Below are 16239 nucleotides of genomic sequence, written 5' to 3' on the forward strand. Positions count from 1 at the left end.
GCCGCAACTTCCATTCCGCCACTACTATTGGACAGGGTGAGCCCATTTATCTTTGAATTGGCGGGAGCCAATCATACGGACTGGGATTCCCGCCATTCACTTTATCACGTTATCAGGAAGCAAACTATGGCCCCTTACACAAACTAACTTTCATTACGATATACTTAGAGTAAGTATAAAAGAGAGACGGAGAGACGATTAGAATGAAAATTTTTAGAAGAAAGAAAAAAATTGGTTTGGCACTCGGAGGTGGCGCAGTTCTTGGGGCAGCCCATATAGGGGTACTCAAAGCCTTTGACGAATATAATATACCGGTCAGCTATATTGCAGGAACAAGTATCGGAGCCGTTATCTCTGCTTTTTTTGCTTTCGATAAAGGATGGCAAGAGATCGAGAAGATAGCGAAAGGGCTCAATTGGCTTGATATATCTGCTATCTCCCCATCGCAATTTGGCCTAGGCCTGCTTTCTAATAAAAAACTCGGCAAATTTATAGTAGATAATCTTGGAGATGTCACCTTTGATGAGGCACATATCCCCCTAGCAATGATAGCCACTGATATTACGAATGGAGAAAAAGTAGTGTTAAAAAAAGGGAATGTAGCGACTGCCGTAATGGCAAGCACGTGCATTCCCGGTATTTTTGCACCTGTCGAAATAGATAACCGCCTTCTCGTTGATGGCGAACTTGTTGAAAATGTTCCGGTGACACCCTTAAAAGAGATGGGGGCTAATTTCATTATCGGTGTTGACCTCTTTGCCAAATTCAAACAAAAGAGACCAGAAAACATTATAGAAGTGCTATTGAAATCTTTTCATATCTCTCTGCAAACAGCTACAAAATTGCAAACGGAAGAAGCCAATATTCTTATCAGGCCCGACCTCTCCCCTTTCAATACGTTCTCCGTTGAGCAAACCGATGCCTTAATTGAAATAGGTTACAAAGAAACCAAAAAGATCTTTACAGAAAAAAATATCTTCAGTAGGGCTTTTCTATAGCTTCCAATCAACAGATTGTTGCTGAATTGTCCACAACTTATTATAGAGGTCATCTCTTTCAATTAATTCATTATGGGTTCCCTGTTCAACCACGCTGCCGTTGTTTAGCACTATAATTTTATCTGCATTTTTTACAGTTTTTAAGCGATGAGCAATAACAATAACCGTTCTTCCAGTAATTAATTCTCCTATGGCTTTTTGAACTTCCACTTCGTTCTCTGGATCAAGAGATGCTGTCGCTTCATCAAGCAAAACCACGGGAGCATTCTTGAGAATTGCACGGGCAATAGATACACGTTGCTTTTCTCCTCCTGACAAAGTGCAGCCACCCTCACCTACCATAGTATCGTACCCCTTCGGCAACGCCATAATAAAATCATGGCAACATGCCTTTTTTGACGCTTCAATAACCTCTTCGTCAGTGGCATTACTTTTACCAAAACGGATATTATTGCCTACCGTATCTTGAAATAAATAGACATCCTGAAACACCATCGATACTTTTTTCATGAGTTTCTCAGGAAGAAGAGTAGAGACATCAAGCCCCCCAAAAGTCACCCTTCCACTTGTCGGGTCGTAAAAACGAGCACAAAGCTTCATAACCGTGCTTTTCCCACTACCTGAAGGACCAACGAGTGCCGTCATTGTTCCCTGTTTCATAGAAATAGAGACATTATGCAAAACTTCTTTGTCTCCATAAGCAAAACAAACATTATCAAACTCTATATCTGTATTGTCATTTGGTTCTTGCGTTCCCTTCATTTCAGGTTCATTCATAAGATTCAAAATACGCTCACCTGCGCGTTCTGAATAGCGCAATTCGGCAAATTTAAACAAAGCAGATGTAAGTGGATCATAGACACGAGAACCAATAACAAGAAACATTACAAAAGTCAGAAGATCTAAGGAACCGCCTATGAGCAGATACACCCCTGTTAAGATCATTAACGTCAATCCTGCTCGTATTAAAGTAATAGAAAGGATTACAACTGGCCCGAGCAGAACTTCTTGTCTAATACTATCTTTCATAAACTTTCTAAAGGAATTTTCTAGACGGCTAAACTTTTCTCCAACAAGGTTATAGGCTTTGATAATACGGATTCCCAACAGATATTCTTGCAAACGGTTCCCAGCATCTATTTTAGAAGCCATTTGCCTGTCTGCCAAAGTATGTTGGAACTTTTCTGTTGCAGCCAAAAGCAAGATAGTAAAGGGAAGGGCAATAAACATGGCAACCGACATACGCCAGTCAATCCACAGAAGCGATATAAAAGCTAACAGTGGCATTGCTAAAGCGCCCATCAACTGAGGCAAAAGGTGAGACACACTCGTTTCTATAAGTGCAAAGTCTCCCATAAGCATATTAGCTAAATCACCGGGATCTCTACTTGAAATATATCCAAGAGGAAGTTTGCGAAGATGCTCAGCAAGATTGGCCCTACCTATGGCACTCACTTCATATGCACTACGAAAACTGTAACGATAGGCCGGCTTTTCAGCCATAAACATAACAACCATATAGACAACAAGCACAGCACAGATAAGCCAAAGACGAGCCGTATCGAGACCCGTTGACGAGCCATCAAAAGAACGAAAAATTATTCTTACAGCCTCTATAGACAACATAAAGGGAACAATATTCACTATATTAGCAAGCAGTGTGAAACAAATTGGTCGTACAAGTCTTTCCGTATGCCCAACTGTAATATTACGAAACATATTCTTCATGCACACTCACGCCCTTCAATATTCAACGTCCAGTCAAAAGCTTTTGTATAGGCATTCCACATTCGTTTGTACAAACCTCTTTTAGACGACAATTCATCATGAGTGCCAATCTGTTCTATTTTCCCGTTATTCAATACGACAATTTTGTTGGCCTTTTTGATAGACGATAATCTGTGAGCGATAACAATAACAGTCTTATCTTTAATAAGCTCCTTAAGAGCCAGTTGCATTTTGAACTCATTTTCAGGATCAGCAAATGCAGTTGCTTCGTCGAGAACAAGAATGGGCGAATTTTTTAAAATTGCCCTCGCAACTGAGACACGTTGTTCTTCTCCTCCAGATAAAAATACGCCTCGTTCTCCAATAAATGTATCGTAACCACTGGGCAAGCTTTCAATGAAATCATGACATTGTGCCGCTTTCGCCGCTGCATAGACTTCTTCTCGAGTAGCATCAGGTTTTCCGATGCGGATATTTTCGTATAATGAATCATAGAATAAAAAAGTATCCTGAAAAACAAAAGAGACAGTATTCATCAAATGTTCTGTAGGAATATCCTTTATATTCACTTCTCCAATTTTTATTTTTCCTTGAGAAACATCCCAAAAGCGCGGAATTAAATTGGCTACCGTAGACTTACCTGAACCAGAAGGACCAACCAGTGCCGTAATTTCTCTTGCCTTCGCCATAAAACTAACATCTGTAAGTGCTTTAATTCTTGTTGCCTCTTCTTTATTCTCATAGGCAAACGATACGTTTTTAAAGGTCACGTCGTAGCTTTCAGGCATTTTGGGATTCGCGGCCTCACACACTGGTGGCTCATTAAATATCTTATCCATCCTCTCTACCCCCTCAATAATTTCTCGCGTTCCTGAAGCAAGAAGCGTAAGTTTAAAAAGAGGGGACGAAGCACCAGGAGCCATAACAATGAAGAAAAGATATACAAGGGCAAAAGCCATATTCTGCGGTTCCTTGCTTAAAAATAACAGACCGACAGGCAAAATAAACGTTAAAAAAGAGTTGAGAACAACTACGAAAAAACCCATTCCGTTCTCGAACTTATCGCAATAAGCAACTACAAAATCTCTGTAATCTTTAAGATCTTTATAAAATCTTTTAAAAGAATGGACGGTCTGCCCAAAAATTTTAACCACAGGCATTCCTCTTACATACTGAACAGCCGAACCATTAATTTTTTCAAGAGAGTCATAATATAATTTCATATTTTGTTGAGCCTTTTCCCCGAACATCATAGAAATTTGTGTCGCAATACTGAGGGCAAAGGCAAAAAGACATGTAAGGGCCATCCAACCATTGAGGCTGAAGAAGATAGCAAACATGACAACTACAGTAGCTGCAACGTTTACTATATCAGGAATGGTATGTGCTACAAAAAGCTCTATACGTTCAACATTTTGTTCTAACGTTTTTTTAACTGCACCAATTGATGTTCCATTCAAATAGCCCAAAGATAGTTTGCCAATGTGCCTTGCAAGTTTCATGCGCAGACCGTATAAAATACGGAAAGCCGCTACATGAGAAAACATAAGGGAGCAATACATTAACATTAAACCTCCAAGAAGGCCTGCAAAGGCTATCCACCCCCATTGCACCATAAGATTTTTATTGACATCTGAAATACTATCTGCATTTCTAAGTAGTTCTCCCAGCACCTTATAGACAGAAACAAAGGGAACAAGCATAAAAATGGCACTTATGGCAGACAAATTGGCCGATATAAAAAGCAATTTTTTCTTTTCGCCGGCAATTTCAAACAAACGGGAGAGTCCCCGCCTTTTACTCACTGTATTTTTCGTAAAATTTTCACCTTACTTGTAATAGCCCCCTTCTAACCCCTTTTAGTTGCAGGTCAGAAGGGGAATTCTACTGCCTATAACGCTCGATCAGGAGAACTAGTCATTAATATTAAAAGTTAACGTAGAAATCAAAACAACCTCATCACATACGTTTTTGTCTTCATAACCATACTTATGTTCAACTTCCGCATACCAATACCCTGCCTTCAAAGGAATAATATCGATATATCCCTTTAGGTCGGTTCTTCCAGAAAAAGCCTTATATTCTCTATCTGAAAAACCACCAAAGGTAGCTGAAACTTTGGCTGTGCGAAGGGGTTTACCATTAAACAAAATCTGAACGGGGAATTTTTCTCCGGGTTTCACTTTTGCAGGGTTTACCAAAGGCACTATTTCGAGTTCTTGTCCAATAGGTTTCGTTACAAATTCGTCACTCGTGCTCTCCGAAACATTCAAAATAGTCTTCGCAAACATTGTTACTTTTTCACAATATGTAGCGTCAGGACGCTGTGCGCGACTCTTTTGAGCCCAACCATCAGAACCTTTTGACCAAAATGTAGGAAGATATGTTCCCGTAACAATGTAACTTCCTTTTTTCAACGTCTCTTTTTCTTGATAAGCATAGTTTTCTCCTACCTGTTTCAGTTTCAAAACCCCGTCAGGTTTAATTAATTGAAGCGAGTCAAAAAGATGCACACGACCTTCCGCAATAGGTTCAGGGTTTGGGAAATCATGTCCATATCCAATTTCCGCCTTTACAAGATCTTTTTTAGGGGCAGACGCATTTACCCAGAAATCATGGGCATAAACACTGGAACTTCCCAGTAAAAAAGAAAAAGCAACAGATGCAACTGCTAAACTAAGCAGTCTTTTTTTAGCGAAATGAAACATACTCCTGTTCCTCCTCTAGTTTTTCTCGTTTTGTGGCCACAGAAACATTTAATGTTTGATGAGTCTAACTTATTTTTTAATAAACGTCAAGATTAAATAATGTGGTTTCGCGATAGGCTCAACCCATTCGTAGCATTTCTTATTACTTTTATTGGAATAGATATTCTCTGGAGGGAAGCCGACAACAGCATTAGCTAGGAGAAAAAAATCAAATGAGAATAAGGGATAAAATCCAATTTTGCCCCATTTTACTTCCCTTTGTTATTTCTTAAATTATTTTTAGTGCGATAATACTTAATATAAAAGTAACAATATTATTGGTTAGGGATGGAAACATAAAAGGGAAAATATCGCAAACAGTCACTTCTTCTGTTTTAATCGAAACTTTTTTCTTTCTATACTTAAGGATGAGTTTTATCCCGCACAATTAAATATCGATACAAGTTGTTAGCTTTACACATTGGACTTTTTAGTCTATTCACGTTATAACAAACAGAGAATTCCAATATTAATTATTGAACTACAACAAAAAATCAGGAGTGAATGCTTTAATGAAAATTAATCTTATTTTTGGTGTTATTGGAGATAAAATTTTACAGCTTAAACGCAGACATCAGTACCAAATTCAAGCTATGGTATACAACCTCCTTAATAAAGAGTATGCTCATTTTTTACACAATGAAGGGTTTATTTATGAAGGGAAACGTCATTTTAAATTATTTTGTTTCTCAAAACTTTTTGGGAACGGCCCTATAAAACGAGAAAAAGACTTTTTATATATTCCTTCCCCCGTGAAACTTTCAATAACCTCTCCTGTTAACGCCATTCTTGAACAACTTGCTAATAATGCTCTTTCCCTAGGAGAAATAAGACTAGGAAATAATTTCCTTCAATGTAAAGAAGTAACTGTTGAAAACCCCCAAGCAGAATCAGAAGAGATACTAGTACAAACCCTCTCTCCAATAGTCTGCTACTCTACCCTTAAAAAATATGACGGAAGCGATTTTACTCACTATCACTCTCCTTACGACCAAGAATTCGGAGAACAAATACATGCAAATCTCATAAAAAAATTCACTCTAATAACATCAGAAAAAAGTGAACTAAATCAAACAATAAAAATAGAAAAATTGGGACGGATATGGGAATCGATAAGATTTTTTAGCCCTGAAGACAACAGACCAATCAAGGGGTGGAATGGCAACTTTCGACTTACAGGTTCTCAAGAACTCTTACAAACAGCTTTAGACGCTGGTCTCGGTGCAAAAAATAGCTCTGGATTCGGATGTGTTGAACTTGTAGAACGAGAAAGGAGGTATAAATAATTGGGATTTATTAACGCCACCTATGAATTAGGTAAATTAGTTTCAAATAAATTAAACGACCCTGAATTTATAGATATCGAAAGTTATTTACAACTCCCCATGCCCGTAATCGAAGACAAAGAAAGATCAGGTAGAGTAATTAGAATATGGCTTAATGTAACAGACAGCACCGCAGAATGTATCAGAGAACCAACAGGGGCAGCAACCCCATGGAAATTCTCCCCCATATATAAATTGGGAAAAGATTCGGCCAATTCACTCTCTGATTTAATTGGAACTAAAGGATCTTGGCAAGAAGACAAAACAGAACTTATTGAAAATAAAAACGATTTTAACATGCAGGAAGTTTATATAGAACGAGACAATAAAATTCGCCCAATTTATAACAAAAATACAGGCTCTAACCCAGTGGATTCCAATGATGACGACTTCATTCTCTGAATCCCCTCGTTTAGGAGGAACTCTTGTCTGGTACTTTACTATATGCAAACGAGAGGTGTGGCTCATGGCTCGAGGAGTAGAACCAGACAGAGATGACGAATTTCTCGCTTTGGGGCGACTTATAGATAAGACAACTTATAATCGAGATCGACATTGCATTGACTTCGGAAATAGCAAATTCGACATCATGCGCGAAGAAAAAGGAACATTGGTAGTAGGAGAAATTAAAAAAAGTAGTCGTTCCATTGATGCCGCACGATTACAACTAGCACACTACCTTTATGAACTCCAAAAAAATGGAGTCGAAGCTAGAGGGGAATTATTATTCCCAAAAGAGAAAAAACGCGAAGAGGTGCTACTCTCAGAAGAACTAAAAACGCATCTTGACCAAGTTTATCAAGAGATTATTGCAATATCGTCCCTTGAAGCCCCTCCTTGTGCGAAAAAATGTAAGTACTGTAGAAACTGCGCTTACAATGAATTGTGTTGGAGCTGATAAAAATGGGAAAAACACTCTATGTACTTTCGTCAGGAGAACTTAAACGAAAAGAAAATACCATTATTATAGAAGGTTTAGAGGGTAGAAAATTTATTCCTGTAGAAACAACAGACGAAATGCTTATTTTCGGAGAAGTAGATTTAAACAAGCGTTTTTTAGAATTTTGTACTGCCCATAAAGTAATGCTGCACTTCTTTAATCACTATGGATATTATCAAGGAACATTTTACCCTCGTGAACACATGAATTCAGGAGCTGTAATCCTTGCACAAGCTAAACATTGTCTTGATGACTGTAGAAGGCTTCTTATAGCTAAAAAGTTTGTAACAGGTGCTATAGAAAACATGAAGAAAGCATTACAATATTATTCTCGACGTGGAAATATTGAGCTCGACTCCATAATTGAAAAACTTACTGTTTTTAGTAATTATACAAAAGAACAAATTGGGATATCAGAACTTATGGGGATAGAAGGCAATGCACGAGATTGTTATTACACAGCGTTTGATCTAATAACGGGTGGAGGTTCCTTCTCTATGAAAAAAAGAAGTAGAAGACCCCCTCAAAATCGTATAAATGCTCTTATAAGTTTCTTAAATTCTATGTGCTATGTCACAACTTTAGCACAAATTTACAAAACACATATTGACCCCCGCATAGGTTTTCTTCACGAAACTAACTTCCGCCGTTTCAGCTTAAACTTAGATATAGCAGAAATATTTAAACCAATAATTGTAGACAGACTCATTTTTTCTCTTTTAAACAAGAAAGAAATTCAAGCGAAGCACTTCGGAGCTCAGTCTGGGGGAGGAATATTCCTCTCAGAAAAAGGGCGGCCTATAGTTTTAAAAGCATGGGAAGAACGTTTAAATTCTACTATTGAACATCCTCGTCTTAAAAGAAATGTAAGTTATCGAAGCCTTATTAGAATGGAAGCGTACAAAATTGAAAAGCATATACTCCACGATGAGGAGTATCAACCTTTTGCCATGAGGTGGTAAGCCATTTTTGTCTTAATGATTTATGATGTAGGTGTAAAACGAGTCAATAAAGTTTTAAAAATAGGTCGAAAATATTTAAGCTGGGTACAAAACTCTGTCTTAGAGGGAGAGCTTACTCCGGCAACTTTTACTGCTCTTAAAATTGAAGTAAACAAAATCATTAAAGACGATTACGATAGCGTAATCTTTTATGTATGGAGAACAGAACGATATACTTCAAGAGAAATTATGGGCAAAGAAAAAGGTGGCGCGAGTATCTTTGTATGATTGTGTCGACCCCCAATAGCGCTAGAATTACGGGAGATCGACACAATCTTTTTTCTAGCATCAAATCCAGTGCTCATCAATATAAAGACTATATACATGCACCTTGAAAACATAATATTGATTCCTTCGACAAAATACGCAAATATAGTAGAATGAAGGGGGTAAACGGCTTTTCTAACTTCCTATAAGGGATGGAAACGCAACAGCTTCTTTTTGATGTTGCATAAGTTTAGTCTTTTCTAACTTCCTATAAGGGATGGAAACAATAATATCTCATCTTTTGCTTTTTCATAAGCTTCACTTTTCTAACTTCCTATAAGGGATGGAAACACCAATGCCTAATCTAAATGAAGAAAGATTAAAAAGCTTTTCTAACTTCCTATAAGGGATGGAAACTTGAAACTTTGGAAATTCCAGTTGGCGGGCTTGTAGTCTTTTCTAACTTCCTATAAGGGATGGAAACTAATAACAATAAGCATAAGATGGTATTAAGTAATAACTTTTCTAACTTCCTATAAGGGATGGAAACTTCACACGACAATATCTTTTTGTAGGGTCATTATTACTTTTCTAACTTCCTATAAGGGATGGAAACTCCAACATTTGCTAAGACAACTCCACCTAAAACCTTCTTTTCTAACTTCCTATAAGGGATGGAAACAGAGGAGGAGACGGTACTGATATAATTGCTACAGTTCTTTTCTAACTTCCTATAAGGGATGGAAACGTGGATTGATAATAGAAATGAAAATTTAAATTGGTTACTTTTCTAACTTCCTATAAGGGATGGAAACGCTTATTGGATTTATGAAGACGAGCTTTCCCTGCCTCCTTTTCTAACTTCCTATAAGGGATGGAAACCCGTGTAACAAATTGGGAAATAGTTGATGGAGACGACTTTTCTAACTTCCTATAAGGGATGGAAACTATTCTTTCCCCGCATAAGATATAGGTTTCGTCAGTCTTTTCTAACTTCCTATAAGGGATGGAAACACGCTTCAGAAGTATATTTTCCTGTAGCAGCATCATGACTTTTCTAACTTCCTATAAGGGATGGAAACTATTAAAATCAGCATAAGTGTAAGAGGAGGCTTCAACTTTTCTAACTTCCTATAAGGGATGGAAACTTAAAAAAATACAAAATTGAGGAGGCATCTAAATGAGCTTTTCTAACTTCCTATAAGGGATGGAAACTCTTTAAGCAAACCCTTGATACGAATCCTGGATTAAACTTTTCTAACTTCCTATAAGGGATGGAAACCTGCGTCAATTGTTTCTGAAGGAATAGTTCGTAATACTTTTCTAACTTCCTATAAGGGATGGAAACCAATATTGAACGATGGGCTAGGTCGGTTCCCCGGTGCCTTTTCTAACTTCCTATAAGGGATGGAAACCAGAAGGGAAGCACGAATTAGCTCTTGACGCAAACGCTTTTCTAACTTCCTATAAGGGATGGAAACTTTTCAAGGAATATCTTAAGGCAGAGCAAATTCCTACTTTTCTAACTTCCTATAAGGGATGGAAACGAAGGTGAAGGTGTGGATAAAGCAGCAATGGAAGCTCTTTTCTAACTTCCTATAAGGGATGGAAACCCAAAACCGCTAGATAACTTTGATCCCAACTGTATCCTTTTCTAACTTCCTATAAGGGATGGAAACGAGTGACGCTGGGAGCAATCCTCTTGCTGACTTAAAACTTTTCTAACTTCCTATAAGGGATGGAAACAATAGTTTGCCTGGTCAAGGGTTAGGCTTATCTCACTTTTCTAACTTCCTATAAGGGATGGAAACTATTCTCGTATGTATCGTACGGATATTCGCCATATGCTTTTCTAACTTCCTATAAGGGATGGAAACATAGCATTGATTTGGGCTATACCATCGGTGGCGTAACTTTTCTAACTTCCTATAAGGGATGGAAACGAAACCCAGCTACAGATGCCAATGTATGGGATCAGTCTTTTCTAACTTCCTATAAGGGATGGAAACATGGTATGTCGTTTTTTGCAGGGCTGGTATGTCGTCTTTTCTAACTTCCTATAAGGGATGGAAACCTGTTACCTCTTCTGGAGTGTCGCAAGTTTCATAAACTTTTCTAACTTCCTATAAGGGATGGAAACATCGAAAACCCCTACAACGACCGGAGAAGTACTGAGCTTTTCTAACTTCCTATAAGGGATGGAAACTTGCATCAGCTATTAGAGAGCTTTTCTTTTCTATTCCTTTTCTAACTTCCTATAAGGGATGGAAACCTCGAAAACCCCTACAACGACCGGAGAAGTACTGAGCTTTTCTAACTTCCTATAAGGGATGGAAACTTGCATCAGCTATTAGAGAGCTTTTCTTTTCTATTCCTTTTCTAACTTCCTATAAGGGATGGAAACCTCGGAGGTTCTATAGATATTTATATAAGCGGCAAGCTTTTCTAACTTCCTATAAGGGATGGAAACTTCTATCACCTAACAACAAAGCACCCCCCTTCTAGACTTTTCTAACTTCCTATAAGGGATGGAAACAATACAGTGAGCGCCTTCAGGCTGAAGACCGCTGCCACCTTTTCTAACTTCCTATAAGGGATGGAACCTTGAAGAAGCTATTAAGGAAGCGAGGGGAGAGGAAACTTTTCTAACTTCCTATAAGGGATGGAAACCATCATAGGGAATATAGAAGAAGCAACAGATAATTACCTTTTCTAACTTCCTATAAGGGATGGAAACTGAAAAGTTTATCTACATTAAATTCAATGTCGCTTTCTTTTCTAACTTCCTATAAGGGATGGAAACTTTTCACTTCTTCGCCGGGACAAACATTGCTAAAAACTTTTCTAACTTCCTATAAGGGATGGAAACAACATAACAAAAGACACCTTACAAACAATATGTAGGCTTTTCTAACTTCCTATAAGGGATGGAAACCGCCGTAGGCACAGCTGCGCTCACGAAGGGGAAATTCCTTTTCTAACTTCCTATAAGTGATGGAAACCCATTTCTCCAGCATCAGCATCACACGTTGCAACTCCGCTTTTCTAACTTCCTATAAGGGATGGAAACGTTTTCTCTCGCAGATAGTCGTATGTTTCTTTTGTCGATTTCGATACTTCCTATAAGGGATGGAAACACTTTTCCATACATGCTAAGATGTATGGAAGTAACTTTTTTTCTAACTTCCTATAAGGGATGGAAATATAGTTCATGGAGTTCTCTTATTTTTTAACTTATTAAAATTCCTATAAGGGATGGAAGTATATTTATTAAAGGCTGATAAGGAATATTTACGCACTAGTTTTAAATTCATAAGCATCAGCCTTTAATAAATTGTAATTTTGTTTGTATGTTTTTATAATTAAAGATTGTTTAGTTACGCCCTATCAACTAAACAAAAATTCCCCTCTAAAAAAACAACTGTTTATTTAAAAGATCGTTTCAAATTTGAGTTTTATTAAGTTTATGATATACTTAATAGTGCATGGGGTTAGCTAGTCATTACACTCGCAATTATAATACAATTATATCTAATTGCAAGAGAAGTGAAAGCATTACATATTTCATTAGTTTTTTCGACAAAGAATAATTTATATATTCGTCTTTTATGCAGCAACCATAATTCGCTTCAAGCGATGGTCTGCTGTAGGCCCCAGATCTGGCGGCGTTTCTGCACAACAGAGGCTACATCCAGGGCAAACGTCACTTCAAGCTCTTCTATTTTTCCTGGATCTTCGGCAGAGGGGAGATCCGGTGCGAGGGGAACCATATACTGATTTCCCTTCCGCTAAGGCTGATGATCGCGTCGACGGAGAGGAAAATTCTGGAGGATCTTGCCAACGGATCGCTCACGAAGAGACACATAAGGCTGGGCAACAATCTGTTGGATTGCACTGGTGTGACGGTTAAGAATCCTATGGTGGAGAGGATTTAGGTTCTCGTCCGCACGCTGTCGCCCATTCTCTGCTATTCGGCGAGAAGGAGCCCGGGAGGGGGATGATACTGGAACGCGTCTCGAAAGTACATCAACACATCGACTTTTTCCGTATGAGCAACCGTTATCCACTGAAGAGCTGGAACGGCGTTTTCCGCCTGAAAGGACCAAAAGCCCTGCTGCAAAAGGCCGTCGATTGCGACCTGGGAAGCAAGAACTCTGCGGGTTTCGGCTGCGTAGAGGTCGCTGAGAAGGGGAAAAGAAAGGAGGAATAGAGATAATGCTGATCTCAAATCTGATGAGTCTTGGGCGACCACTCTTGAAAGGAGGAATGTCACCAAGAGAGCTATTGGAACTGATTTCGGATATCAAAAAGCCTAACGTAAAAAGTTTTTTCTCTAATATTCTGGTTATTGAAATTGACATGAGGAAAGAATTCAGATGTATGGCACTTGAGCCTATACAATGGGGGAAATATGTTTATCCATCGCAAAAGAACAAAAAGCAGATTTTTCAACCAGACCTGAGCAATGCTGCAGCGCTTCCATTTGTGTGGTCTTCTGGAGGAAATCCAGTAAAACCCCAGGGGGCGTACGGAGTTCCTGTTTATCTTACTTTCGAGAAAAGTTGGAAAGATGAGCTTCAGAAAGGGGTGGATGGTACTAAAAAGTTTCTAGAGGGCCGCATTGAGCGAACAATTGATATGCAGCTTTCCACGGAACAGCTAAAAATCGTTGCGGAGAAACTCCACGAAGCGTCATTTAAGGTCCATTCTCGAGGAAAAGAAAAACTGCTTGGTCTCATTGTGCTAGCAAGTTTGAGGGAAGATGGTCCCTTCATCCTTTCGGATCATAAACCATTGCCTGGGGACCGAAAACTGGCGCTGATTGGCCCTAGTAAACTACATCAAGGTAAGTTTATCGTGGCAGATCTATATAAAATGCTGGAATGTTTTTGGCAAGCTAAAATTCGAGAGGGGGCCGAAAAGGGAACGATGAAAGATTCTTCTTGCTATTTCTGTGGCAAGAAGATGGATCTAGTATCTGCATATTGTAAGTCGTGGTCTTGGTTCACCACAACATGGGGTTGTCCTCTTCCTATGGAGTTGAAGGAAAGGGAGCTTGTGAAATCGATTGCCATGTGTCCGGAATGTTATAAGGCCTTTACGTGCGGGGCATGTGCGTTCGACAGGTTGACCCGACCGCTGGATATCTTTCTAGTCAAGGAGATATTCTCTCCAGTTGCCAGCGCTGGAGGAAAGGAATCGGTTAGACAGGGGAACTCCGTGGAAGAAATTCAGGGGTGTGCCTACGTCGTACCGTTAATGGACAAGACTCTTGATGATGCAGGCTTGTCAGATGATTTCGCCGAGAGTGTTCTCATGATGATGGAAGGGGAGACTCCAGGGGACAAACTTTCAACTCACATAAAGAAAATTACTGGCTTCGAAAGTAGTTTGCCTGATGATTTTGACAGGCAGGGTTTTTTAATTAACCTGGTCTACTATTCTGGCGATCTCTCAAGGGGCGATATTCATCTCAGAGCAATGATAGAGGATATTCTTCCTTCCACTCTTACGAGGCTGGATAGATTGACGGGAACCATGATGGAGTATGCAGAGAGTACGGCTAATAGCCTCTTTGGTAAATTAAGCGATAAATATGCTTCATTTGTGCGTAACAGATATTCATCGATTCCCTGGTTGTTGGTCAACGCCTACGGCGGTCCATATATCTGGGATAGTTTGCGAAAGGTGCTTTATCAACGTTCTCTTTCGCGTAAACGTTTCATTGGAAATGTGGTTCGGAGGATGTCTGATTTAGCTGTTAAGTTGCCAGATAGTTTGTGGAGGCTTCAGGAAGAGGTTTTGTTCTATCTCGTCTTTTCCCGTTTCTTGAATGAATATGATCGGGAAATATCAGGTTGCGGAGGTGATGTTACCGTGAGGGACTGGAAAGAGTTGTCCAAACTGGTTAGTGGGGATGACCCAGGGGAAATGAATTTCACGGATTGCGAGGAATTAGGGTTTGCTGCTGGATGGGCGGTTAAAAATTTTTCAAGTCAATATTGGCATGAAAGCAACAAAAAGGATTTCATCAAACATCGTGTCATGACCTTTGGCAGCAGGCTTAAACCGGAGGTCATATGGAAAAGAGCACTGGTGCCCATGAATGAGTATGCTCTTCAGAGAAATATTCATATGACAAGCAATGCAAAAGATTTGCTGGCTCTGGTTCTCCTGGAGTATGGCAGATTGAAGGATGATATCAGGGGGAATGAGGATAACTTTATGGCCGCTTTCTGGGCCGGCTACACGTTGAATCGTAAAAATTCAGAGGGAGGGAATAATTAATATGGCGACAGCAAAAAGTTCTGAAATTCTGTTTGTAAAGTGTGTCAAGGACGGTATCCCAAATAGAGACCCTTTGAACGACAGCGATGCCAGACGCATATTTGGCGAGGATGACGGACGAATTTCCCTTTCCGATGTGAGCATAAAGAGAGATGTGAGGGATTACATGCTGGCCCGCTATCCGGATGGCGGAGATGATAAAAAACATTTTATTTTCTGTCGCGAGGAGCGAACAACAGACAACAAGTTGCTGGGACGGCAAAGCCTTGCCGAGACAATTCTGGAAAGGGCAGGTAAAAGCAATGCTGAGAGCAAGGCAAAAGCTTTGATGGAAAGTACTTTTGATGTTAGGACCTTTGGTGCCGTCTATAGCGTTAGTAAAGAGAGTTTTCACCAGACTGGTCCTGTACAGTTTGGTTGGGCCCATTCGCTTCATCCAGTCGAGACTAAATATGTACAGGGGACAGTGGTTATGCCCAGCAAGGATGCGAAGATTACGGAAAAGGGAGAAAAGGAAGGAGCTTCGCAGGGCACGATTTGGACCAGTTACATCCTTCCCTTTGCCGTATTTGCCATGCCCGGAGTTATAAATGCCAGCATCGCAAAAGATACTGGAATGACCGAAGAGGATGTAGATCTTTTGCTGGAAGGATTGTGGAGGGGAACCCAACAGAGGCAAGCCAGAGGCAGGGGAATGCAGCAACCTGTATTTTTGCTCCACGTCGAGTATAAGGATCCTTTTTATAAAATAGGATTTTTGGAGGATTACATTAAAATTAAGCCCGAACGTGGCGCGTGGCTTGAAGGTAATTCTCCTACGGCCCTTTCCCAGATCAATTTGGATGTATCGGCTTTGGTCGATTTGCTCGATGAGCATAAGGACGATATCGCCAGAGTAAGGCTTGCCTGTAACCCGGCACTCATGATTGATGGGAATATTAAGGCAGAGACTCTGGACCTAAGATAGACTCCGGAATCATTGTGCAAAGGGAGGTGATCTCGGTT

Annotated in this window: 13 protein-coding genes and 1 CRISPR repeat array; of the genes, 10 read left to right on the plus strand and 3 right to left on the minus strand. The window is 39.6% G+C overall.

Annotated features, from left to right (window positions below):
- Positions 1 to 203 precede the first annotated feature (203 nt).
- A complete protein-coding gene (locus tag VB083_RS05340; protein WP_323401831.1) occupies positions 204 to 998 on the plus strand; it encodes a patatin-like phospholipase family protein in 795 nt (264 codons plus the stop codon).
- Here VB083_RS05340 and VB083_RS05345 read toward each other — a convergent pair.
- The 3 genes from VB083_RS05345 to VB083_RS05355 all read right to left on the minus strand — a co-directional run bounded on the left by VB083_RS05345 (position 993) and on the right by VB083_RS05355 (position 5434).
- Complete coding sequence (locus VB083_RS05345) at positions 993 to 2726, minus strand: ABC transporter ATP-binding protein (protein WP_323401832.1); 1734 nt, start codon at positions 2724 to 2726, stop codon at positions 993 to 995. The genes VB083_RS05340 and VB083_RS05345 overlap by 6 nt on opposite strands.
- Positions 2723 to 4504, minus strand: coding sequence for an ABC transporter ATP-binding protein (locus VB083_RS05350; RefSeq protein ID WP_323401833.1), 1782 nt, complete (start codon positions 4502 to 4504; stop codon positions 2723 to 2725). Before VB083_RS05350 ends, VB083_RS05345 begins: the two co-directional genes overlap by 4 nt.
- 135 nt (positions 4505 to 4639) lie before the next feature.
- Positions 4640 to 5434, minus strand: a complete 795-nt coding sequence (locus tag VB083_RS05355; protein WP_213699791.1) for a DUF4198 domain-containing protein — start codon at positions 5432 to 5434, stop codon at positions 4640 to 4642.
- 551 nt (positions 5435 to 5985) lie between these two features.
- On the opposite strand from VB083_RS05355, the gene cas6 reads away from it, so the two are divergent.
- The 9 genes from cas6 (at position 5986) to VB083_RS05400 (ending at position 16201) form a co-directional block, all read left to right on the plus strand.
- Entirely contained in the window at positions 5986 to 6759 is a 774-nt protein-coding gene (cas6, locus tag VB083_RS05360) for a CRISPR-associated endoribonuclease Cas6 (protein ID WP_213699790.1), read from the plus strand.
- Complete coding sequence (locus VB083_RS05365; protein ID WP_323401834.1) at positions 6760 to 7200, plus strand: hypothetical protein; 441 nt, start codon at positions 6760 to 6762, stop codon at positions 7198 to 7200. It begins immediately after the preceding gene.
- Positions 7181 to 7696, plus strand: a complete 516-nt coding sequence (gene cas4 / locus VB083_RS05370) for a CRISPR-associated protein Cas4 (RefSeq protein WP_323401847.1) — start codon at positions 7181 to 7183, stop codon at positions 7694 to 7696. Before VB083_RS05365 ends, cas4 begins: the two co-directional genes overlap by 20 nt.
- Positions 7697 to 7701: 5 nt before the next feature.
- Complete coding sequence (gene cas1b, locus VB083_RS05375; RefSeq protein WP_323401835.1) at positions 7702 to 8700, plus strand: type I-B CRISPR-associated endonuclease Cas1b; 999 nt, start codon at positions 7702 to 7704, stop codon at positions 8698 to 8700.
- Positions 8701 to 8715: 15 nt separating this feature from the next.
- Positions 8716 to 8967 (plus strand): CRISPR-associated endonuclease Cas2, encoded by a 252-nt coding sequence (gene cas2, locus VB083_RS05380; protein ID WP_211235539.1) that lies wholly within the window; start codon positions 8716 to 8718, stop codon positions 8965 to 8967.
- 169 nt (positions 8968 to 9136) lie between these two features.
- Positions 9137 to 12209: direct repeats of the CRISPR family, unit length 30 nt; unit sequence CTTTTCTAACTTCCTATAAGGGATGGAAAC.
- A 491-nt stretch (positions 12210 to 12700) separates the two neighbouring features.
- Positions 12701 to 12856 carry a hypothetical protein gene (locus VB083_RS05385; RefSeq protein ID WP_323401836.1) on the plus strand — a complete coding sequence of 52 codons (156 nt, stop codon included), beginning with the start codon at positions 12701 to 12703 and terminating at the stop codon, positions 12854 to 12856.
- A gap of 87 nt (positions 12857 to 12943) precedes the next feature.
- Positions 12944 to 13156: a CRISPR-associated endoribonuclease Cas6 gene (locus tag VB083_RS05390; RefSeq protein WP_323401837.1), complete on the plus strand. Its 213-nt coding sequence runs from the start codon at positions 12944 to 12946 to the stop codon at positions 13154 to 13156.
- Positions 13157 to 13161: 5 nt separating this feature from the next.
- Entirely contained in the window at positions 13162 to 15234 is a 2073-nt protein-coding gene (locus tag VB083_RS05395; protein ID WP_323401838.1) for a hypothetical protein, read from the plus strand.
- A gap of 1 nt (position 15235) precedes the next feature.
- Positions 15236 to 16201 (plus strand): type I CRISPR-associated protein Cas7, encoded by a 966-nt coding sequence (locus VB083_RS05400; RefSeq protein WP_323401839.1) that lies wholly within the window; start codon positions 15236 to 15238, stop codon positions 16199 to 16201.
- Positions 16202 to 16239 lie beyond the last annotated feature (38 nt).

The organism is Aminobacterium sp. (genome assembly GCF_034926885.1).
In the GTDB taxonomy this organism is placed as follows: Bacteria; Synergistota; Synergistia; order Synergistales; family Aminobacteriaceae; genus Aminobacterium.